Source organism: Mesorhizobium salmacidum (SeqCode), from assembly GCF_037179605.1.
Taxonomy (GTDB): Bacteria; Pseudomonadota; Alphaproteobacteria; order Rhizobiales; family Rhizobiaceae; genus Mesorhizobium; species Mesorhizobium salmacidum.
In genome coordinates this window covers 1-20,172 of sequence record NZ_JAPYKS010000035.1, presented here as the reverse complement: position 1 = coordinate 20,172, position 20,172 = coordinate 1, and the positions used below count along the sequence as shown (strand labels likewise).

At 63.9% G+C, this 20,172-nt stretch carries 19 protein-coding genes, 2 pseudogenes and 1 riboswitch; of the genes and pseudogenes, 9 read left to right on the top strand and 12 right to left on the bottom strand.

The window, feature by feature from the left end:
• Positions 1 to 119: 119 nt before the first annotated feature.
• The 7 genes and pseudogenes from O7A60_RS28650 to O7A60_RS28620 all read right to left on the bottom strand — a co-directional run bounded on the left by O7A60_RS28650 (position 120) and on the right by O7A60_RS28620 (position 6,550).
• Positions 120 to 1,292 carry an HlyD family secretion protein gene (locus O7A60_RS28650; protein ID WP_337109072.1) on the bottom strand — a complete coding sequence of 391 codons (1,173 nt, stop codon included), beginning with the start codon at positions 1,290 to 1,292 and terminating at the stop codon, positions 120 to 122.
• Entirely contained in the window at positions 1,289 to 1,768 is a 480-nt protein-coding gene (locus tag O7A60_RS28645) for a MarR family winged helix-turn-helix transcriptional regulator (protein ID WP_337109071.1), read from the bottom strand. Before O7A60_RS28645 ends, O7A60_RS28650 begins: the two co-directional genes overlap by 4 nt.
• Before the next feature lie 155 nt (positions 1,769 to 1,923).
• Positions 1,924 to 2,972: pseudogene (locus O7A60_RS28640) on the bottom strand (FecCD family ABC transporter permease).
• Complete coding sequence (locus O7A60_RS28635; RefSeq protein ID WP_337109070.1) at positions 2,972 to 3,919, bottom strand: ABC transporter substrate-binding protein; 948 nt, start codon at positions 3,917 to 3,919, stop codon at positions 2,972 to 2,974. Before O7A60_RS28635 ends, O7A60_RS28640 begins: the two are co-directional and overlap by 1 nt.
• Before the next feature lie 46 nt (positions 3,920 to 3,965).
• A complete protein-coding gene (locus O7A60_RS28630) occupies positions 3,966 to 4,754 on the bottom strand; it encodes an ABC transporter ATP-binding protein (protein WP_337109069.1) in 789 nt (262 codons plus the stop codon).
• The gene (locus tag O7A60_RS28625; protein WP_337109068.1) at positions 4,751 to 5,128 is read right to left on the bottom strand and encodes a DUF1636 family protein; all 378 of its coding nucleotides are present in this window, start codon (positions 5,126 to 5,128) and stop codon (positions 4,751 to 4,753) included. The genes O7A60_RS28630 and O7A60_RS28625 overlap by 4 nt, the downstream gene beginning before the upstream one ends.
• 126 nt (positions 5,129 to 5,254) lie before the next feature.
• A riboswitch (cobalamin riboswitch) is annotated at positions 5,255 to 5,462 on the bottom strand.
• A 62-nt stretch (positions 5,463 to 5,524) separates the two neighbouring features.
• Complete coding sequence (locus O7A60_RS28620; RefSeq protein ID WP_140507354.1) at positions 5,525 to 6,550, bottom strand: LacI family DNA-binding transcriptional regulator; 1,026 nt, start codon at positions 6,548 to 6,550, stop codon at positions 5,525 to 5,527.
• 194 nt (positions 6,551 to 6,744) lie between these two features.
• On the opposite strand from O7A60_RS28620, the gene O7A60_RS28615 reads away from it, so the two are divergent.
• The 6 genes from O7A60_RS28615 to O7A60_RS28590 all read left to right on the top strand — a co-directional run bounded on the left by O7A60_RS28615 (position 6,745) and on the right by O7A60_RS28590 (position 12,728).
• The gene (locus O7A60_RS28615; protein WP_337109067.1) at positions 6,745 to 7,776 is read left to right on the top strand and encodes a Gfo/Idh/MocA family protein; all 1,032 of its coding nucleotides are present in this window, start codon (positions 6,745 to 6,747) and stop codon (positions 7,774 to 7,776) included.
• Positions 7,773 to 8,681 (top strand): sugar phosphate isomerase/epimerase family protein, encoded by a 909-nt coding sequence (locus tag O7A60_RS28610; protein WP_337109066.1) that lies wholly within the window; start codon positions 7,773 to 7,775, stop codon positions 8,679 to 8,681. Before O7A60_RS28615 ends, O7A60_RS28610 begins: the two co-directional genes overlap by 4 nt.
• A gap of 97 nt (positions 8,682 to 8,778) precedes the next feature.
• On the top strand, positions 8,779 to 9,792 hold the full coding sequence (locus O7A60_RS28605; protein ID WP_337109065.1) for a substrate-binding domain-containing protein: 1,014 nt from the start codon (positions 8,779 to 8,781) through the stop codon (positions 9,790 to 9,792).
• 86 nt (positions 9,793 to 9,878) lie between these two features.
• Positions 9,879 to 10,676 (top strand): ATP-binding cassette domain-containing protein, encoded by a 798-nt coding sequence (locus O7A60_RS28600; protein ID WP_337109064.1) that lies wholly within the window; start codon positions 9,879 to 9,881, stop codon positions 10,674 to 10,676.
• A complete protein-coding gene (locus tag O7A60_RS28595) occupies positions 10,673 to 11,725 on the top strand; it encodes an ABC transporter permease (protein ID WP_337109063.1) in 1,053 nt (350 codons plus the stop codon). Before O7A60_RS28600 ends, O7A60_RS28595 begins: the two co-directional genes overlap by 4 nt.
• Before the next feature lie 169 nt (positions 11,726 to 11,894).
• Entirely contained in the window at positions 11,895 to 12,728 is an 834-nt protein-coding gene (locus O7A60_RS28590) for an AraC family transcriptional regulator (RefSeq protein WP_337109062.1), read from the top strand.
• Positions 12,729 to 12,735: 7 nt separating this feature from the next.
• Here O7A60_RS28590 and O7A60_RS28585 read toward each other — a convergent pair whose 3' ends face one another.
• From O7A60_RS28585 to O7A60_RS28570, 4 genes are all read right to left on the bottom strand, one after another.
• The gene (locus O7A60_RS28585) at positions 12,736 to 13,686 is read right to left on the bottom strand and encodes a bifunctional helix-turn-helix transcriptional regulator/GNAT family N-acetyltransferase (protein ID WP_337109061.1); all 951 of its coding nucleotides are present in this window, start codon (positions 13,684 to 13,686) and stop codon (positions 12,736 to 12,738) included.
• A 73-nt stretch (positions 13,687 to 13,759) separates the two neighbouring features.
• The gene (locus tag O7A60_RS28580) at positions 13,760 to 14,905 is read right to left on the bottom strand and encodes an alanine racemase (protein ID WP_337109060.1); all 1,146 of its coding nucleotides are present in this window, start codon (positions 14,903 to 14,905) and stop codon (positions 13,760 to 13,762) included.
• A 2-nt stretch (positions 14,906 to 14,907) separates the two neighbouring features.
• Positions 14,908 to 16,203: a D-arabinono-1,4-lactone oxidase gene (locus O7A60_RS28575; RefSeq protein ID WP_337109087.1), complete on the bottom strand. Its 1,296-nt coding sequence runs from the start codon at positions 16,201 to 16,203 to the stop codon at positions 14,908 to 14,910.
• A gap of 5 nt (positions 16,204 to 16,208) precedes the next feature.
• The gene (locus O7A60_RS28570) at positions 16,209 to 17,396 is read right to left on the bottom strand and encodes an MFS transporter (protein ID WP_337109059.1); all 1,188 of its coding nucleotides are present in this window, start codon (positions 17,394 to 17,396) and stop codon (positions 16,209 to 16,211) included.
• 123 nt (positions 17,397 to 17,519) lie between these two features.
• Between O7A60_RS28570 and O7A60_RS28565 the strand changes: the two genes are divergently transcribed.
• Positions 17,520 to 18,146, top strand: a complete 627-nt coding sequence (locus O7A60_RS28565; RefSeq protein WP_140714164.1) for a TetR/AcrR family transcriptional regulator — start codon at positions 17,520 to 17,522, stop codon at positions 18,144 to 18,146.
• A gap of 17 nt (positions 18,147 to 18,163) precedes the next feature.
• Here the strand turns inward: O7A60_RS28565 and O7A60_RS28560 are convergent, their stop codons facing one another.
• A complete protein-coding gene (locus O7A60_RS28560; RefSeq protein ID WP_337109058.1) occupies positions 18,164 to 19,015 on the bottom strand; it encodes an ATP-grasp domain-containing protein in 852 nt (283 codons plus the stop codon).
• 88 nt (positions 19,016 to 19,103) lie between these two features.
• Here O7A60_RS28560 and O7A60_RS28555 point away from each other — a divergent pair, with 88 nt between their 5' ends.
• Positions 19,104 to 19,901 (top strand): class I SAM-dependent methyltransferase, encoded by a 798-nt coding sequence (locus O7A60_RS28555; protein WP_337109057.1) that lies wholly within the window; start codon positions 19,104 to 19,106, stop codon positions 19,899 to 19,901.
• Between the two features lie 164 nt (positions 19,902 to 20,065).
• Positions 20,066 to 20,172 (top strand): annotated as a pseudogene (locus O7A60_RS28550) (co-chaperone GroES); the annotation flags it as partial.

Genomic DNA, 20,172 nt, shown 5'->3' with positions numbered 1-20,172 from the left:
GATTTCAGCTTCGGCCTGACCGCGACGCGGCTCTGCCCAAACGCTGATCCTTCCCACCCCTCCCATCAGTCCAATCCTGCAACTCGCTTCCACCCTGGTCCCCGCGAGCTTCCGCTGACTTACCGCGCGGGCTCGCCCGCCGTGGCGTGACCGAAGATCGACGGCCAGCCACGTGCCACGCCGGTGTCGACGGTGACGGAGGCGCTCATGCCGGTACGCAGCGCCATCTTGGCATCGGGATCGGTCAGTTCCAGGCGTACCGGAATACGCTGGGTGACCTTGACCCAGTTGCCCGTGGCGTTCTGGGCCGGCAGCAGCGAGAAGTCCGCGCCGGTGCCGGCACCGATAGCCTTGACGGTCGCCTCGAAGGTCCTGCCCGGATAGGTATCGACCACGATCTCCGCCTTCTGACCCGGCTTCATGTTGGTCAGTTGGGTTTCCTTGAAATTGGCGTCGATCCAGGTATCGCCGGTCTCGACCAGCGCAAACAACGGTGTGCCGGAGCCGACATACTGGCCGACCTTGAAGGACGCGGCTTGATAGACAAGACCATCGGCAGGCGCCTTCACCGTGGTCTGCGCCAGGTCATAGGCAGCCTTGTCGCGCGCGGCGAGTGCCGACATCACGGTCGGATGCTTGTCTGTCTCGATATCGGGATTGCCGCCAAGCGCCGCCTTGGCGCTGACGATGCCCTGTTCGGCAACGGCAAGCTGCTGCTTGGCCTTGTCGAGATCATTCCTGGCTTCATCCAGCGAAGACTTGGCATTGATCCCTTTCTGGGCAAGATCGGCGGCGCGGTCATATTGCGACTGCGCGTAGGCAACTTCGCTGCTGGCGGATTTCTCCTGCGCCATCGCCTGGCCGTAGGCGGCGCGCAACTGCTCGACATTGAGGCGCGCGGCAGCCACAGCGGCATCGGCCTGGGCAAGCGCGATCCGGTAGGGCTCTGGATCGATGGCGAACAGGAGATCGCCCTGCTTCACCGTCTGATTGTCCGATATGGCGACCTGGACGATACGACCAGCCGTGTCGGAGGCGATCGACACCTTGGCCTGCTGCAGATTGGCGTTTTCCGTTTCCTGGTAGCGCCCGCCCGTCACCCAGACATAGCCGCCGCCGACGATCAATGCCGCCGGCAAGGCGAACATCAAGAAGAAGCGACCGATGCGGCGCTTCTTCTTCGGCGCCGACTGCACGAGAGGAGCGACCGCGATAGGGGCGGCAGCCGGCTGGGCCGGCGCTTCCATCTCCACCTTGGGAGCGTTTTCTTCTACTTTAGCTACCGCGTTCATGCTGTCGCACCTTCCGCACTCTTGATCTTTTCAAGCGACGAAGCTTCGCTGTCCGTCAGATTTTGTATGATTACATCCAGCGCCCGGATCAGGACGCGTCGGTCTTCCGGCGAAACGCCGCTGAGCGATTCCTCATAGACTTCGCCAGCAAGGCTCTTGACGTCCGCATAGGCCGCGTTCGCCTTCTCGGTTGGGAATATCATGCGCACGCGCCGGTCGGCCGCATCGGAGCGGCGTTCGATCCAGCCGCCCTCCTCCATCCGGTCGACCAGGCGTGAGACGCTGATCGGCTCGATTTCGAGCAGTTCGGCGAGCCGCGCCTGTGCAACGCCCGCCTCCTTGGCAACGCGGACCAGAAGCCGCCATTGCGCCGAAGAGAGGCCGAGCCCGCTGGCGCGCGCCTCAAAGCGCTTGCGCATCAGGCGCTGCACGTCGTGGATCAAAAATCCCAATCTGTCGATGCCATCTGAAACCATGAGCGGTATATATAATAAGCGTGCTTACTATTCAAGATGCCAGATCGCATGAAGTGGCAAAATGCGCATGGCAGGCTTGCAACCCGATCCTGGTTAGCGACAGGTGAACGCGTGCCCGTGCGCAACAACGCCCGAAAGGCAACAAGGCGCCGTCTTCAAAGGCGGTTTCGGACAACCATGGTGACAACGAAGAATGCGCCGAGCGAGCTGGTGATGATGCCGATCGGCAGTTCCTGCGGCGGCAGCAGGGTCCGGGCCAGAAGATCGCTTGCCAGCAGGAGCACCGCCCGAACAGCGCGCAGCTTGCGATCAAGCGCAGATGCAGGGAACCGGCCAGCGGCCGCGACAGATGCGGGATCATCAATCCGACAAAGCCGATGACACCGGCGACCGAGACGAGGATTGCCGTCGAGAAGGCGGCCACGAGAAATGTCGTTCTGCGCATGCGGGCCACCGGCACGCCGAGGCTTTCGGCAGCGCTTTCGCCGGCCAGGAAAGCGTCCAGCTTGCGGTGGTTCCACAGCCCGTAGGCCGCGATCGTGCCAGCGCCCACCGCACCCAGCCACACATTGTCCCAGCGCGCCAGCCCGAGCCCGCCCATGGTCCAGAACAGCACCGAATGGGCCGCGCGCTGGTCGCCGGCAAAAACCAGATAATTGGTCAAGGCCGTGAACATGAAGGAGACGGCAAGGCCGGCGAGGATCAGCCGCTCCGGACCTTGCCCCCTCACCCGCGCCACCAGCAAAAGCACGATGGAAGCGGCGAGTATGCCGCCGGTGAACGCAGCCACAGGCAAGGTCCAGATGCCGAAACTGTCGCCGAGGACGGTGATGACGGAAACCGCGCCGGCAGCGGCTCCCGACGACAGGCCGAACAGGAAGGGGTCGGCAAGGTCGTTGCGGGTCACCGTCTGCAAAAGCGCGCCGACGATGCCCAGCCCGCCGCCGACACAGATCGCCAGGATCGTGCGCGGCAGCCGCAGGTCGACGACGATCCTGCCGACCGGACCCGATATCTGAGGTTCATCCAGCCCGATGGAACGGCCCAGTGCGGCGACGACATCGGCTAGAGGTATCAGCGTCGAGCCGTAGGCGATCGACAGCAGCGCCAGCGCGACGAGCGCCACCGCGCCCGCCGTCATGGCCAGCATGAAGCCCTTGTGCCCTGAAAGCGCGCCGGATTTGTGCTCCCGGGCGAGAGCCATCAGAACGCTTCCGGATGCATCGCCCTGGCGATCTTGCCGATGGCGTCGATGTTCGCCGGTCCTGGCGTCAGCTCGGCGTAACGAAGCGCCACGAAGCGCTCGTTCCTGACCGCGTCCGTCTCTTTCATCACCGGGTGCGCCTTCAGGAAATCGAGCAGCTTCCTGTAACCGCCGCCGTCCTGATAATCGAGCAGGATGAGGAATTGCGGATTGCGCGCCGCCACCGTCTCCCAGTCCGTGTTACCCCAGCTCGTGTCCATGTCGGCCATGATGTTGTCGCCGCCGGCCGCCGATATCATGGCGCTGGGGATGGCAAACTTTCCCGCGGTAAACGGCTTGTCCTCGCCGGAATCGTAAAGGAACACGCGTGTTCCCTTGGCGCTGCCGACCCTGGCGATGATATCGGCGAGTTGCGCCTTCCAGCCGGAGACGAGCTTCTCCGCTTCTGCTTCCTTGCCGAAGATCTTGCCCAGCTTTTCGATGTCGCCATAGAGCAGGTCCATGGAGGCGTCCGGGCGGCTCCTGTCGAGATGGACGCAGCTTTCGGTCAGCACCAGCGTCTTGATGCCGTGCGGAGCGAGCGTGTCGGGGGTCACGTCGCCGCCAGGCTTCATGCCGTAGTACCAGCCGGCGAAGAAGAACTCGGGCTCGACGGCGAGGAGATTCTCCAGCGTCGGATATTTCGGTGCCAGTTCGGGAATGGAACCCTGCTCTGCCTTGAAGTCGGGGCCGACTTTATACCATCCGGTGATACCGGTCAGGCCGACAATGGACGGCTGCAGCTTCAGCGCGAAGACCATCTCGGCCATGTTGAGATCATGGATGACGGCGCGCTTTGGCGGCGCGTCGAAGGTCAGCGGCTTGCCGCAGCTGTCGACGGTCACGGGGAAGGCAAAGGCCGTCGAGGCCAGCAGCGAGAAGACGAGGGACAGGGCGAGGCGTTTCACGGACTTTGCTCCTTGGTTGAACCGTGTCGGATAAGGATGGATTTGATCAGGACGGCGGTGCGGCGCGGTTCGGAAGCTCGAACACCGTCAGTTCGCGGTCCTCGGTGGGATGGCGCAGGCGAAACACGTCGATGCCGAAAATCTCGCGGATAAGCTGTTGCGTCAGCGCCTCGTGCGGCGGCGCCAGCGCATGCAGCCGGGCCTCGTTCATCACCGCCACTTTGGTGGCGAAGGGTGCCACCAGCGTCAGATCGTGCAGCACCGCGATCACGGTCATGCCGAAGCCGGCCACCAGTTCGAGCAGTTCCGCGCGGGCGCGCGGATCGAGGTGGTTGGTCGGCTCGTCGAGGAACAGGATTTTGGGCTTCTGCGCGATGGCGCGTGCAAGCTGGGCGCGTTGGCGTTCGCCACCAGACAGCGAGCCGATAGTCCGGCCGAGCAGCGGCAACAGGCCGGTCCGCCGCAGCGCATCCACGACAATGTCGCGTTCCTCGTCGCGGCGCCTCAGGCCGGCATGCGGGACGCGGCCAAGCTCGACATAATCGATCACCGCCAGCCGTGGGTCCGGCTGGTCTGTCTGGCCCACGACGGCTATATGCAGGGCCCGCTCGGCGGGTGAAATCCTGTCCAGGCGTCGCCCGCCAAGCTTCACCTCCCCCGAGCTTGGCCTGAGCATGCCGGACAACATGCGCAGCAGCGTGGTCTTGCCGGCGCCGTTGGGGCCAATGATGGCGAGGCGGTCGCCTGACGTCACCGACAGGCTGACCGCATGGACCAGATGCCGGCCATTCGCCATCGCGCCCAAGTCGCGCGCATCGAGAAGCGGCGCTGTCACCGATTGCCATCCACCAGCTTGCCGGGTCTCGGGATGCGAGCCAGCGTCTTGCCGGCCAGGCGCGGCGGCCGTTGTCCGGAATTGCACCAGCCGTCGGGAAGCGAGGCGTAAAGCCTGGCAAACCGCACGAGATCGGCAGCGTCGGCCTGCGCATCGACCGACCGGAAGAGATAGGCGGCCTTGCCAGGCGCCTGGAAAGCCACCGCCAGGGGACGCGCGCAACCCGCCATGCAAGCCACGCTCTCGACCGTGAAACCAAGCGCCACGTCAGGCTGGGCCGAGAGGCGGGAGCGCAACTCGGTGCACAAACCTTCGCCCGACCTGACGCCGGTCGGCACGTCGCGGCAAAGGGTGCACACGATGATCTGGTGCATGGGCCCAGGGTGAATACGATCGATTGCGCCGTCCAACTTCCCGTCACTTTCAAAACTGGCGACGGAAGGATGTTGGTCGACCGGCCGACAAGACCGATGTCCACGTTTCCTCTCGGCACACCCCGTCCGGTCAACTCAGTGATGGCAGGTCTCCTGGCTCACGGGTCTCTGCGCAATCCTGCCTTCCCAGCCTTGCCGGCCAGTGGCGTTCCGGATCTTGCTCGCCGCTTACAGTTGCGGGGGCAGCCGCGGCCTCGACCCAAAATCGGATCTCACCGCGTTCCCTTTTCACCCCTCGCCTTTCGGCTCGGGGACCATCACGAGTCGCAGCCTAGGCCGCGCGCGGCGGCGAGGCAAGGTAGTCGTTTGTTTTGTTATAACAGAACCAACCAATGGTCAATCGCTGTCGCGGGCGATCAGTTCCAGCGGCCAGACCTCCCTGATGGTCTCTGGCCCGGCGGCCCCCGCAAAAGCCGGCAGCGACGCCAGCAGCATTTCGGCGAGCCGCCGTCCCATGGGCTGCAGCGCCGGGCGGAAAGCAGTCAACGCTGGCGAGAAATAGCGGCAGAGCGGCGTATCGACGATGACGGTCACCGCCATGTCGTGACCCGGCTTGATGCCCATCTCGGCCAGCGCCTTGCAGCCGCCAAGCGCCATTGCGTCATTGTTGAAGATGATGGCGGTCGGCGGGTCCTTGCGCCGCATCACCTGCGGTGTCACTTCGTAGCCACCGGCCTCGTTGATGAAGCCGTCGGCAATCAGGCCGGGATCGACGGCGATGCCATGCCGGCGCAAGGCCTTGCGGTAGCCGTCGAGGAACAGATAGCCGAAATTCAGATCGAGCGATGGGCGAATGGCGGCGATCCGGCGATGGCCACGCGCCACCAGCCGATCGACCGCGTCGGCGCCTGCTTTTTCGAAATCAAGATCGAGCGAGGGGTAGGCCTTGTCGCCGGAGCGGCTGCGGCCGAGCGTGGCGAAGGGGAAGCCGGCCTGGGTCAGATAGTCGATGCGCTCGTCCTCGCGCCGCGTCCAGGCCAGCACCACCGCGTCGGCACGGCGCGTCTCGACGACACGCCGCAGGCGCTCCTGCTGATAGTCGCCCGGCGCGCCCATCACCACGATGAGATCCAGCCCGCTTTCGGCGAGCCGGCCCTGCAATCCAGTCAGGAACGGAATGAAGAAAGGCTCGCCGTATTCCTGGTCGCCCGGATGCGGCTGCAGCATGAAGGCAATCGAGTGGGTAGCGCCTTGCCTGAGACTGCGGCCGGACTGGTTTGGCGAATAGTTGAGAGCCCTGGCCGCCTCGAGAACGCGCTGGCGTGTGTCGGCATTGACGTCGGCGCGGCCATTGAGGGCGCGCGACACCGTGCCGATCGAAATGTTCAGGTGACGGGCAAGGTCGTGAATGCTGGACGCCAAGTGACTGTTCTCCCCCTTGCTTGGCTAGCACCGGTGGCCGCCCGGGCCAAGGCGCAACGACGATTTTCATGGGCGGCCGATTGACATTCTACGCCTTCGGGTGTGTTCTCGTAAACGTTTACGGAAAAACGTTTACGGTCACGTCGTGAACGCCGGGACGATCGGCCTGGAGGGGCCGAGAGGAGGAGCGCTGGATGATCGACGCCGTTCTGGTCGGCTGCGGAGCGATGAGCAAGGCCTGGCTCGATGCCGCGCGGCAAATCGACGGGCTCGCCATTGTCGGCCTTGTCGATCTCGATGCCGACAGGGCGAAGGCCAGGGCTCGCGAATACGACCTTGGTGGTGCCGTCATCGGCACCAGTCTCGACGCTGTGCTCGAACAGACCCGACCGCAAGCGGTCTTCGATGTGGTGGTTCCCGCCGCCCGGCGCGACGTTGCGTTTTCCGCCTTTGCCCATCATTGCCATCTGCTGACGGAAAAGCCGCTCGCCGATAGCCCGGAGAATGCCCGCGCCATCGTCGAGGCCGCCCGCCAGGCCGGGCGCATCCATGCCGTCGTCCAGAACCGCCGCTATGTCGCCAATGTCAGGCGCATCCGGAGATTTCTGGACTCCGGCGCCATCGGCAAGCCGACCAGCATCCACGCCGACTTTTTCGTCGCGCCACATTTCGGCGGTTTTCGCGAGGAGATGGCCCATGTGCTGCTGCTCGACATGGCGATCCACACATTCGACGCCGCCCGTTACATGGTCAATGGCGAGCCGGCCGGCGTCCATTGCCAGGAATGGGAACCGGCCAATTCCTGGTACCGACAGGGCTCGTCGGCCAGCGCGGTCTTCGATCTCGGCGGCGGCAAGATCTTCACCTATGCGGGCAGTTGGTGCGCGGCCGGCTTCCGCACCAGTTGGGAGGGCAGCTGGCGCATCGTCGCCGAGCGCGGCAGCCTGATCTGGGACGGCCATGAAGGGTTGAAGGCGGAAATGGTGGTGCCGGGCCGCGACGGCATGTTCGAGAAAATTCAGCCAATCGAGGTGCCCGCGCTCGATCCCGCCGACCGCGTCGACGGCCATCTCGGTATCATCAGGGATTTCATGCGCGCCATCGAGACCGGCACCGAGCCGGAAACGCGCGGCGCCGACAACATCAAGAGCCTGGCCATGGTCTTTGGCGCCATCGAGAGCGCCGAAACCGGACGCCGCGTGATGATCGCAAAGGAAGCACAATGATGCCAAACCCGCTCCTCGACATCAGGATCGGTACCATGGTGCGGGCCAACCTCGACGACCCGGCCGCCTATATCAAGGCAATCCTGCCGCTCGGCTTCGAGAGCATCCAGCCCTTCTTCTGGCAGACACTGGGCGGCAAGGACCTGCCCCGGTTGGCGGGCCAGATCCGCGAGGCGATCGGCGATGCCGATGTCACGGTGTCGTCGCTCGGCGTGTTCGGCAATCCGCTGGAGGGCGGCGATGTCGACCGTGGCGTGCTCCAGGCCTGGGAGACGGTCATCGACAATGCGCATTTGTTCGGCGCCTCGATGGTCTGCGGCTTTACCGGCCGGCTCCGCGGCAAGCCGCTGACAGACAGCCTGCCGCGCTTTCGCGAGGTGTGGGGGCCGCTGGCCAGGCGCGCCGCCGACAAGGGCGTTCGCATCGCCTTCGAGAATTGTGCGATGGACGGCAACTGGGTTGCTGGTGACTGGAACATCGCCCACAATCCGGACGCCTGGGAGCTGATGTTCAACGAGTTGCCTGACGACAATCTCGGCCTCGAATGGGAGCCTTGCCACCAGCTCGTCTATCTGATCGATCCGATGCCGCAGATCCGCAAATGGGCGCCGCGCATCTTCCACGTCCATGGCAAGGACGCGACGGTGCGCTGGGACGTCATTCGCGAGCACGGCGTGTTCGGCCGGCTGCCGTTCGTACAGATGCGCACGCCAGGCTTCGGCGACAGTGACTGGACGCGGGTGATCAGCGAATTGCGGCTGGCCGGATACAAGGGCGCCATCGACGTCGAAGGCTGGCACGACCCGGTCTATCGCGGCGACCTCGAGATCACGGGGCAGGCACGCGCGCTGGAGTATCTCAAGCTATGCCGGGGAGGTGCGAGCTACCTGCCAAATCCGGCGTGAGGACCGGCCGGCGGGAGGAGCCGGCCGCAAGTGGTACTGCCAAAGCAATCGTTCAAAGGCCCCTCGGCTGACGAGGGAAACAATGGGAGGAACGTGCATGAGCATCGCGATCAGAACGACACTTCTGCGGACGACCGTGGTGGCGGCCGCCACGGCGCTTACCGCCGCAATCTCCACCTTGCCGGCGCAGGCGCTCGACGGCCAATGGTGCAAGGACGTCCACATCCGCTTCTTCGTCGGCGGCGCCGAGGGCGACGCCTTCGGCACCATCGTCTACAATGGCGCCAAGCAGGCCGCGGCCGATCTCGGGCCCAAGGTCGACTACATCTTCTCCCAGTGGGACGCGGAGAAGATGGTGCAGCAATTGCGCGAAGCGGTCGCGGTCAAGCCCCAGGGCATCGCCATGATGGGCCATCCGGGCGACGCCGCGATCATGCCGCTCGCCGAAGAGGCGCATAAGGACGGTATCAAGATGATGTACCAGAACGTCCCGGTGCCGAAGGTGACGGCGGCGTTCGGTGGCGGCTATGTCGGCGCGCAGCAGGAACAGCAGGGCCGCGCGCTCGGCGCCGAAGCGCTCAAGCTCGGCAAGCTCAAGGCCGGCGACAAGGCAATCATGATCGGCCCGTTCGAGAACGAGAACCGCGGCGCGCGCGAGCGCGCCACCGTGGCGGCGCTGAAGGAAGCGGGCGTCGAGGTCATCCAGCTGTCCTCGCCGCCAAGCGGCGAATGGGCTTCCGACCCCAACCTCGCCATTCCGGTGATCACGGCGGCGCTTCTCAATCACCCGGATATCAAGGCGGTGGGCTATCCCGGCGGACAGATGCTCGGCAATGTCCCCACCTATATGCAGGCGGCGGGGCGCAAGCCCGGCGATATCTTCAACTTCGGTTTCGACACCAGCCCGCAGATCGTCGAGGGCTTCAAGGCCGGCTGGGTGCAGCTGACGGCCGACCAGCAGCCATTCCTGCAGGGCTATCTGCCGATCCTCAGCCTGTGCCAGCAAGTGGTGCTGGGTCTGGCGCCGATGAATGTCGACACCGGCGCCGGTTTCGTCACGCCCGAAAATTACGAGATCGTCGCAGAACTCGCCAAGCAGGCGCTGCGCTGACCTCCCAAGCCGCCGGCCGGGATCAGGCCCCGGCCGGCGGGACCGCTGGCGAGAAGGCCGGTGCGAGACAATCGAGCGAGGATCCGATGGCAGAACGTCTCATAGAACTGCGCGATATCGCCAAGTCCTACGGCCACGTCTATGCACTTGGCGGGGTCAATCTCAGCGTCGACCGCGGCGAGGTGGTTGGCCTCATCGGCGATAACGGCGCCGGCAAGTCGACGCTGATCAAGATCCTATCCGGCGTGGTCAAGCCGACCAGCGGGGAGATCCTCATCCGCGGCAAGCCGGTGACCGGATGGAATGCGGCACGTTCGCGAGAGGCCGGCATCGAGACAGTGTTCCAGGACCGGGCGCTGGCCGTGCAGCAGACGATCGTGCGCAACATCTTCATGGGCCGTGAACTCACCGGTTTTCTCGGTTGGCTGAAGGTCAGCAAGGAAATCGAGGAGGCGAGTCGGCTGATGCGCGAGATCGGCTTCACCTCGAAAGTATTCACGCCGCACTCGATCGTCGGCCAGCTGTCGGGCGGCGAACGCCAGGGCGTGGCGATCGCGCGCGCCATCTACAAGCAGGCGGAATTGATCGTCCTCGACGAGCCGACGACGGCGCTGTCGCTGACCGAGACCGCCAAGGTCTTCCACTTCGTGCGCCAGGTGCGGGCGAGCGGCCGCTCGATCCTGTTCATCGGCCACAACATCCACCACGTTTTCGACATCGCCGACCGTTTCGTGGTGCTCGACCGCGGCAAGGTTGCGCTCACCGCCGACCGCAGCGAAATCAAGTCGGCCGAAGACCTCATCAACTTCATGGAAGACGTCGCGCATCCGGGCGGGTTGGCCGGACTGCACGACACCGGCGACGCGGAGCAGAGAGCACGATGAGCAAGACCATGGAGCCCGATCTGCACGAGCCGTCGGCCGGCATTTCCCGCCAAGGCAGTTCCCAAAACGAGTGGAAGCACCCATCCGATCATTGGCTGCGCGGCTTCGTCCTCGACAATCGGGCGTCGCTTGGTACGCTCGCCGTGTTCATCGTCATGATGGCGGTCTTCATGATCGCCAACCCGACGGTCTTCACAACCTGGTATCTCTACAGCGCCGTGCTCACCACGCTTCCCGTGGCGCTGTTCGTGGTCGTGCCGCTGGTCTTCGTCGTCACCTGCGGCGAAATCGACCTGTCGTTTCCCGCGACGATGGGTTTTGCCTCCTGGGTCTTCGCGCTGGTGGTGCAGGCCGGCTACGATCCGTTCCTCGGCATTGCGGCAGCGCTGGTCACCGGCACGCTGCTCGGCTTCCTCGTCGGGTCGCTGGTAGTGTATGGCGGGCTGTCGTCGCTGATCGCCACGCTTGGCATGAATTTCCTGCTGCGCGGACTGATCCAGATCATCAATGAGGGCAGATCGACCTCGCTGACCAGCCTTGCCGACAGCTGGGCCTACAGGATCTTCTCCAGCCAGTTCCTGGGCATCCCGGTGCAGATCTTCTGGGCCATCGCCTTTGTCGTGCTGTCGGCGATGCTCTACAACCGCCACCGCTTCGGCGCGCAGGTGAAGGTGGTCGGTGACAATCCCGACAGTGCCCAGCAGATGGGCATCGACGTCAAGCGCGTGCGGGTGAAAGTGTTCGTCTTCGTCGGCATCGGGGCCGCGATCGCTGGCACGTTCTCCGTAATGATCAACTTCACCTGGTGGCCAACCGCCGGCGACGGTTATCTCTTGCCGGTGCTGGCTTCGGTGTTCGTCGGCGGCACGCCGACCTGGGGTGGCATCGGCACCGTGGCCGGCGGCGCGATCGGCGCCGTCACGGTGTCGTTTATCCAAACCGGTGTCGTGGCGGCTGGCCTGAGCGGCTTCTACGTCCAGTTCTTCAACGGGTTGATCATCATCCTTTCGCTGCTTGGCCACAAATGGAACCAGGCGCGCTACCGCTGAACCAGTCGGCCCTTTAACAGCAATTTTCGGCCCATCCGAGCCACCAACAGACGACAGGCCGCGCGGACGAGACCGCGCGGCCCGATCGCCCATTTGCGCCATGCGCAATTTCGATCAAACTGGCCGGGCAACGAGGCGCCAGAGTGAGGACGCCACATGCGAGGAACACATGGACCCGATCGAGAAAGCGCTATGGTTTGTCGAAAGCCATCTGCCGGAAGCTGTTACGCTGGACGACGTCGCCCAAAGCAGCGGCGTGTCGCGCTTTCATGTGACGCGCGCCTTCGGCGCCGCCACTGGCCGCTCTGTCATGGGTTATATGCGCTCGCGCCGGCTGACCGAGGCGGCGCGCAGACTCGCCGGCGGGGCGCCCGACATCCTGTGCGTCGCGCTCGACGCCGGCTACAACTCGCATGAGGCTTTCACCCGTGCCTTCCGCGACCAGTTCGGCACCACGCCGGAACTGGTGCGCGCGCAAGGTTCGACCAAGACCCTTGATCTCGTGGAGCCTATCCTGATGGACCACACCCTGCTCGCCAGCCTCGAACCACCGCGCTTCGAGACCAGCCGCCCCTTCCTCATCGCCGGCTTCGGCGAGCGCTACAGCTGCGAATCGAGCGCCGGCATTCCGATGCAGTGGCAGCGTTTCAGCCCTTACATCGGCAACATACCCGGCGAAGTCGCCGGCGTTTTCTATGGTGTCTGCCTCAATGGCGACGATGCCGGCAATTTCGACTATGTCGTCGGCGTCGAAGTGCGCGACTTCGCGGATCTGCCGAAGGAATTCTACCGGGTGCGGGTTCCTGCGCGGAAATACGCCGTTTTCACGCATCGCGAGCACATCTCGACCATCCGGCGTGCGATCAACACGATCTGGAACAGCTGGCTGCCGGCCTCCGGCCACGAAATCGCCGACGCGCCGGAATTCGAGCGCTATGGGCCCGAATTCGATGCACGCACAGGTAATGGCGGGCTGGAGATCTGGGTGCCGGTCAAGGCATAACGCGCCGCTACAGCTCCAGATCCCAGTTCTGTCCAACCAGATCCTTGCCGAAGGAATGGTGAGGCTCTTCCTCGATCAGCTTGAAACCGGCCGCCTGGTAGATGTGCCGGGCCGCGGTCAAAATGTCGTTGGTCCATAGGGTCAGCGTCTTGTATCCCCTGGCGCGGGCAAAGCCGATGCACTCGTCGACCAGGCGCTTGCCGATGCCGAGGCCGCGCGCCGAAGGTTCGACATAGAGCAGCCGCAGCTTGGCCACCTGATCCGACTTGCGCACGACGAAGACCGAGCCGACGACCTCGCCTTCCCGCTCGGCGATCCAGCCTCGCTCCCATTTCGGATCGAAGGATTTTACGAAATTTGCGAGGATTTCGGCGACCAGCGCCTCATAGGTTTCGTCCCAGCCATAGTCCTGCGCGTAGAGCATCCCTTGCCGGCGGGTGATCCAGCCAATGTCGCCGACCTGCAACGGCCGCAGCAGATAAGGGATTTTCGGCTCGGCACTGTCATCCAGCAGACGCTGCACCGTGCGCATGGAATTGACCAGCCGGTCCTGCTCCGACGCGGGCAGCCGATCGAGCAGCGCCGCGACCTGGTCGTGCGAATCCTTGTTCAGCGGTGCGAACGCGTTCCTGCCCGCCGGCGTCAGCGCGATCGACGATTGCCGCGCGTCCGAAACCAGGGTGACCCTGGAGATGAGATGAAGGCGCTCGAACTTCTTCAGCAAACGGCTGACATAGCCGGTGTCGAGGCCGAGATCGCGCCCGAGGTCGGTCGCGGTCAGTCCGTCACGATGCGCCAACTCGTAGAGCACGCGCGCCTCGGTCAGCGAGAAGGCGCTCTTCAGCAGCCCTTCGTCGAGCAGTCCGATCTGACGGGTATAGAAGCGGTTGAAGGCCCGCACCGCATCGATCAGGTTTTTGCTGGGTGCAGCCTTGTCGGGTTGATGGTGGATTGTCATCGAGTCATCTCCTGCTGGCACAGGATCAATCATTTACTTGACTAAGTCAACTATCAGGAGATGACCCGGACACTTACATCATCGGCAGCACCGGCCAGCGGTCGATGATCCTGCCACCGGAAAGCACCGCGATCGGCCCCAGCTGCTGCAGCACGGCTTCGCTCTGCGTCGGTCGCAGGAACGCGTAGTCGCCTGGCCTGACGACGGCCCCGGCGGGCAGGCCCATGAATTGCTGGTTGGAGGACAGGCCTAGCAGGCCGTTCGTCGTCAGGCCTTCGGGAAACACCGGTTCGGCCATCCATTTGCCGCCATAGAGATAGCAGCCCTTGCGCGGAAACCGGCCGAGCGCCTGAAGCAGACGCGAGACCGCCGGCGGGCCGGGCAGCATTGGCTCGACCACTTTCAGGATCGGCGTCGCGATGAAGGCCGCCGGCCGGAAGCCATCGAGGCCTGGCGTGTCGAAATCGCCGGGCAGCACGAAGGCCGACCCGATCGACACTTCATTGGCAGCGCCGCCATGATGAAGCAGCGCGGTCTTGCTGCCACCGATGTTCAAGATGTGGCGCTGGTCCATGCCGAGGCGCGCGACGAAAGCGGCGGCCCGTTGCGAGGCTTGCGCCAACGCCTTGGCCGGCCCGCCGAACAGGGCGGGTATGTGCGGCGCATGCGCCTCATAGGCCATGACGCCTTCGCAGCGCAGCCCTTTGTGGGCCGGCAGCGCCTTCAGCGCCCGCGACAGAGCCTCCGGTTCGGCAAAGCCGCCGCGATGCAGTCCGACATCGATTTCGAAAGCAATGCGCAGCTCGACGCCGAGTTCGTCAGCGAGCGCGCCGTACTCAGCCAATCTCTCCTGTGTGTCGATCAGCCAAGATACTCGCGACCAGACTGCATCGCCTCTGGAAAGCGCGGCCTTTGCCGCGCCAACCGGCATCGGCTTGCCGTACAGCAGATCCGCATCCGGAAACGCGCTCAGCACCGCCTTGCTGATCGGCGGATGGAAGGTCATGAACCGTTGGGTTCCAAGCGCCTTGCCGACATGGGAGAGCAGCGGCAGGCAAGCGAGCGACTTGTCGACCAGCCGTATGGCAAGGCTGGCATCAAGCCTCTCCTTCACCAGGGCGATGTTGCCATCCAGCCGGTCGAGGTCGAGCAGCAGGCAGGGTTGGAGGATGCCCGCCTGCTTCAGCGCATCCGAAAGCGTGGCGAAATAAGCCTTCATCGCTAGATGCCAAGAGGACTGGGTTCGATGCCGAACAGGTCGGCCATGTAGGGCGAGACGAAACGGTTCTGCGGATCGATGTCGCGGCGCACCGCCATCGCATCGTCCCAGCGCGGATAGAGCTTTTTCAGGTCGGCCGCTTTCAGGCTGTGCATCTTGCCCCAGTGCGGCCTGCCGCCATGTCTGCGGAAGATCGGCTCGACCGCACGCATGAACGGCAGCGGATCGTTCGCCGCGTCATGATGGATGGCGATGGAACAGGTGAGCCTTTTGTGAAAGGGCGAGAGCCAGAATTCGTCTGAGGCCACCGACCGCACCTCCATCGGGAAATAGACTTCCGGAAAATGCTTCTCGGCCAGTTCGATGATCTCGGCCAGCGCCTTCGGCCCCTCCTCGAAGGGAAGGTGATATTCCATTTCGTTGAACCTGGTCTGCCGGTCGCTGGCATAGACGTTGAGCCAGTCCTGCACATAATCCTCGGCCGGCACCTTGGCGACGGCGCCGAGGATCAGCCGGCGGCGCAGCGCCGGCAGCCAGGCAAGCCCGGTGCGCAAGCGACGCAGCGTGCGCAACGAGCCTTCATCATCGTCGGTCGGGCGCACCGTCGTGGCTTCGGCGCTGAAGTCGCTGGCGATGAACTGGGCGTAGCCGGAGAAGGGAATGTAATAGAATTCAGCCGAACGATGCGCGGCCATCATCGTCTCGAAATCGCGCAGCATGTCGCCGATCGGCAGCACCCATTTGCGGCGGCGCAGCCGGTAGCTCGCGATGTTGTTCAGCGTCACTTCGCTGAGCACACCGAAGGCACCAAGGGCGACGCCGATGGCATGGATCGTCTCCTGATCCCCTTCCCGCTTGAATTCGCGGACCTTGCCAAGCCCGTCGACGATCTGCACCGTTTCCAGCTGCGTGTGATAGGCACCGAGCGTCGGCCCCGAGCCATGGGTAGCCGTGCCCAGCGCGCCGCCTATGGCCTGGCGGTCTATGTCGCCCATGTTGGGCAGGCCTTGGCCGATGCCTTGCAGGATGTGCATGAGCGAATCAAGCCGCGTCCCTGCCCGCACGCGCGCCTGATGTTTTTTCGCATTATGCGAGACCAGCCCTTGCAGCTTCTCCAGCGACAGGATGGTGCCTTGCGATTTCACCAGCGGCGTGAAGGAGTGACCGGCGCCGACGACGCGGACCGGGCCGGGTGCGGTGCGAATGAGATCGCAGAGTTCGCCGGGGTCGGCGGGGCTGGCAAGCAGCCGCGGCTCGGCGGTGACAAAGCCCGACCAGTTGCTCCAGCTGTTCGACATGGTGCTCACGCAACAACCCGGCGACGCCGCGCCACGAGGACAAACAGACCGAGCAGCGCCACGCTGGCGACAGCGCTTGCGGCGGCGAATTCCGGAACCGGGCGAAAATCCTTGCCGTCGATGAGTAGCGACGCCGCGACCGGCCCGATCGCAAGGCCGAAAAGCTGGGCGGCCGGTATCAGCAGCACGGCGGTGCGTGTCTCGTCGGCGGTGATCGCCAGCCGGATCTGGTAGGGCACGATGAAGAGCAGGATAAAACCCATGACCAGGGCGGCGACCCAGAATGTCGTGAGGCCAGGTCCGCTGGCAAGCACGAGCGAGGCGACGAGCGCGACGATGCCGATCGCCACGATGGCAACGCGATAGTCGATGCGCGCCTCGAACACGGTCGCCGTCATCGCGCCCAGCACCTGTGCCGCGAGGCTGGCCGAGACGATCAGGCCGATGGTGCGGCCATCGATGCCGAATTGGGCGCCGAGCGGCTCCAGAAAGGCCCAGACGGCGCCGAAGAACATGAAGTAGCAGAAGACCGACAAGAGCGCGGTGACCGAAGGAACCGTCAGCACATTGGCGAGGTTCTCTTCCTTCGGCAGGTCGGCATAGTCGGCGGGGACAATAAAGGCGACGACGAGCGACAGGACGCAGACGATCGCGAGAACGAGGAAGCCACCCGCCGATCCGGCGGCGGGGATGACATAGAGCGCCAGCAGCAGGGCAAGAGCGCATTGCGCCAGCGTCTGCATGGTGACGAAATAGCCGCCGATGCGTTCGGCGCGCCGCGAACGGGCGATCAGTTCGGTGGCGACCGCGACAAGGCCGCCTTCGGCAAGACCGGCCAGCGCGCGCGCCGCCATCAGCGTGTTGGCCCCGGCGGCATAGGCCGTCCAGACATTGGCCACCGCCAGCAGCAGCAGGAGGACCGCGCTTTTCCAGCGCATATTGCGGGCGGAAAGCAGCATCGCGACGGTCGCCGAGCCAATCGCGATGGCGATCATCTCGGCTGTGGCGACCAGTGCGAGTTCGTCGCCGCTGACATGGCCCTCGGTGTAGAGGGCACCAAGCAGGACGGGCTGCAGGCCGAGGATGAGCAGGCCGACCGACCCGATCCACAAGGCCGAGGCAAGCTGCCCGCCGGTCGGATTGCCAACCAGCCAGTCGCCATCGCCCTGAAGACCGGTGCTTGTCGAAGTCAAAGGCGCCTCCCAACGTCCTTGCCGCGCGGCAGAAAAGCTGACACTCTGTCAGCATTCAGAACCTGATACTTGATCATATTTCTTGTCAACCGGAATTTGGGAACCCGTGCGAAAGATCGGTGCATGACGGAAGCAAGTCGAACGGCTACCGAGCCCAGGCGCAGGCCCAAGCAGGAGCGCAGCCGCGAGCGCATCGACGCCATCCTGTCGACGACCATGCGGCTCATCGGCGAGAAGGGCATCGATGCCGTCACCATGAAGGAGGTCGGCATGCTGGCGGGCGGGCCGATCGCCACCGTCTATCACTACTTCCCCAACAAGTCGGCGATCCTGGCGATGCTTTATGAGCGGTTTTCCGAGGTCAGCCGGGCGCGCCTGGCGGCGATCATCGCCGATGTCCGTGAAGCGAAGGACGTCATCGTCGCTGCCGACCGGCTGCTTGACGACTATCTCAGCCGTGTCGCCGGCGATCCGGCCATCCAGGATCTGCAGAACGCCATCCAGGCCGACAAGGCGCTCAAGAATCTCGACATCGCCGAAACCCGGCATCAGGCCAAGATGTTCTGCGACCATGTCATCGCCTTGCTCGAGCCGGAGAAGCACGAGCAGTTCGAACGCATGGTCCTGCTGATCTTCCAGCTCGCCGGCGGCGTCGTGCGCCTGGCGCTTGCGCAGGGCGAAGCCGAAAGCCGCCGGACCATCGAAGATTACCGGTCGATCATCCACACCCAGTTGCGGTTGTTCCTGTAACCAATGCCGACCGGAGATTATCTCGCCCGGCGGATGAGGCCTTCGAAACCGTCGGCCAGATCGGCAGCGCCGGCCGCGAACATCTTCACCAGATTTTGGGGACGGCCGGGAGTCTTGTTGGCATCGAGGAGGATGGCCCTGCCTTCATGCATGACGAAATCGAATTTCCCGTAGTCGAAGCCGAGTTCACGCCGCCGCTCGCGCAGTTCGTCGGGAACCGGGACAGGTTCGCGTCGGATCGTTTCCGATGCCTTGACCAGGCTGTTGGGCGAGACGTAGCGGGTGCAGCGTTCGCGCTCTCCGCAAAACACCCAGAAACGAACGGCAAAGCCGTCGGGCTCCGGTTCCGGAATGAACTTTTCCACGACGAGATCATCGCAGTCGAAGACGCCATCTGGAACGTCGCCGAGAGTTCCATGGACTTCATAGGACCGCAGGGCCGGCAGATGCGGAAAAGGCAGCGACTTGCCGGCACGCGCTGATCGCCGATTGAGGAGCGTCTCCGGAATGCCTCGATTGTTGAGGTTGCTCTTGACGATGACGGGGCCTTGCCAGGTGTCGCCCTCGCCTATCAGCGCTCCGCTGATCCGTCGTTTCGATATGTCTCCCGCCTCTACATTGAGGCAGAATGGGAAACTCCTGGCATAAGAGAGATAGTCTGCCGGTATTATCGTCGCATCGACATGCAGAACCGCGATATCGGCATTGTATGTTTTCGACAGGCCTTGTTGAATCCGCACCGAATGGCCGCGCCTTTTCAGGTTCTCCAGAACATCGAAAAGCAAATAGGGGCTGCCCCTGCGCAACATAAGGTTGCGCTTGCCAAGAAACCGGTCATGCTCATGCGTTATGACAGTGACCCGCGCCACGGCTATCCCCCCTTGGCTTCCATGCCCGCTTCTATTAAGCGGCTCTAATCAGGCGATGCCAGACTTTCCTGAGCTCCGACGGGTTTGAATGACGAATCATTGGGACAATTATTATCGGCACTGGAAGCTTCTGGACGCCCCGCTGCGGCCAACTCCGGAAACCGTCGGCATATTCGATCGCGAACTTGATCTCGGGAACGCCGATGTCCTCCTCCTCGGCGTAACCCCCGAACTGGCAATCCTGGGCAGGTCGATGTTGGCGATCGATAAATCGGCAACCATGATTTCCGGCGTATGGGCCGGCGACAGCATCTCGCGAAGGGCGATGGCCGGCAACTGGCTTGACCTGCCCGTCGAGCGGGCAAGTTTCGACGCCGTCATCGGCGACGGATGCCTGTCGGCCGTCGATTCCAAAGTCGCGCGCGGTTCGCTGTTCGGCGAAATCGCAAGGGTGCTCAAGCCTGGCAGACATGCGGCGATCCGCGTTTTCGCACGGCCGGAAGCAGCGGATGACCTGTGCGGCATCGAAGCTCTGGTCCTGGTTGGCAGGGTCGAGAATTTCCACGCGCTCAAATGGCGGATCGCAATGGCGTGCACGACCGACGACTGCGACAACACCGTCAGTGTGCAGGCAATCCGTGCGGCATTCGACGAGCTGTTTCCGGATCGGGAAGCCCTTGCCGCACGCACGGGATGGAGCATGGCATCCATCGACACGATCGACGTCTATGCGGGCTCCGAAACGAGGTACAGTTTCGCGACATTGGCCATGCTGGAGGACGAGGCAGGTGCCTGGTTCGACCAGGTGCGTGTCGTGCCAAGCGGCAGCTATCCCCTGGCGGAGCGTTGCCCGCTTCTGGTGCTCGGTTCGGCCAGGCTTCGATAAGTTCATCGCCATCGTGCCAAGAGGCGCCCGCGTGCCTTGACTCTCGCAGGTCGGCGGCCTATTTCAGCGCCACGTTAGCACTCGCCATTGGTGAGTGCTAACCACGTGTCCGGCGCCGCCGGACGGAGGAACTGCTCTCACCGTTCTCATTCGAGGAAGAAAAAATGGCAAAGTCGAAGTTCCGCCCGCTTCATGACCGCGTGGTCGTTCGCCGGGTCGAATCCGAATCCAAGACCGCCGGCGGGATCATCATCCCGGATACGGCAAAGGA

Coding starts and splice junctions, on each gene's coding strand:
- O7A60_RS28650 (WP_337109072.1), bottom strand. CDS start 1,292: ATGAACGCGGTAGCTAAAGTAGAAGAAAACGCTCCCAAGGTGGAGATG.
- O7A60_RS28645 (WP_337109071.1), bottom strand. CDS start 1,768: ATGGTTTCAGATGGCATCGACAGATTGGGATTTTTGATCCACGACGTG.
- O7A60_RS28625 (WP_337109068.1), bottom strand. CDS start 5,128: ATGCACCAGATCATCGTGTGCACCCTTTGCCGCGACGTGCCGACCGGC.
- O7A60_RS28615 (WP_337109067.1), top strand. CDS start 6,745: ATGATCGACGCCGTTCTGGTCGGCTGCGGAGCGATGAGCAAGGCCTGG.
- O7A60_RS28610 (WP_337109066.1), top strand. CDS start 7,773: ATGATGCCAAACCCGCTCCTCGACATCAGGATCGGTACCATGGTGCGG.
- O7A60_RS28605 (WP_337109065.1), top strand. CDS start 8,779: ATGAGCATCGCGATCAGAACGACACTTCTGCGGACGACCGTGGTGGCG.
- O7A60_RS28600 (WP_337109064.1), top strand. CDS start 9,879: ATGGCAGAACGTCTCATAGAACTGCGCGATATCGCCAAGTCCTACGGC.
- O7A60_RS28595 (WP_337109063.1), top strand. CDS start 10,673: ATGAGCAAGACCATGGAGCCCGATCTGCACGAGCCGTCGGCCGGCATT.
- O7A60_RS28590 (WP_337109062.1), top strand. CDS start 11,895: ATGGACCCGATCGAGAAAGCGCTATGGTTTGTCGAAAGCCATCTGCCG.
- O7A60_RS28585 (WP_337109061.1), bottom strand. CDS start 13,686: ATGACAATCCACCATCAACCCGACAAGGCTGCACCCAGCAAAAACCTG.
- O7A60_RS28580 (WP_337109060.1), bottom strand. CDS start 14,905: ATGAAGGCTTATTTCGCCACGCTTTCGGATGCGCTGAAGCAGGCGGGC.
- O7A60_RS28575 (WP_337109087.1), bottom strand. CDS start 16,203: ATGTCGAACAGCTGGAGCAACTGGTCGGGCTTTGTCACCGCCGAGCCG.
- O7A60_RS28565 (WP_140714164.1), top strand. CDS start 17,520: ATGACGGAAGCAAGTCGAACGGCTACCGAGCCCAGGCGCAGGCCCAAG.
- O7A60_RS28555 (WP_337109057.1), top strand. CDS start 19,104: ATGACGAATCATTGGGACAATTATTATCGGCACTGGAAGCTTCTGGAC.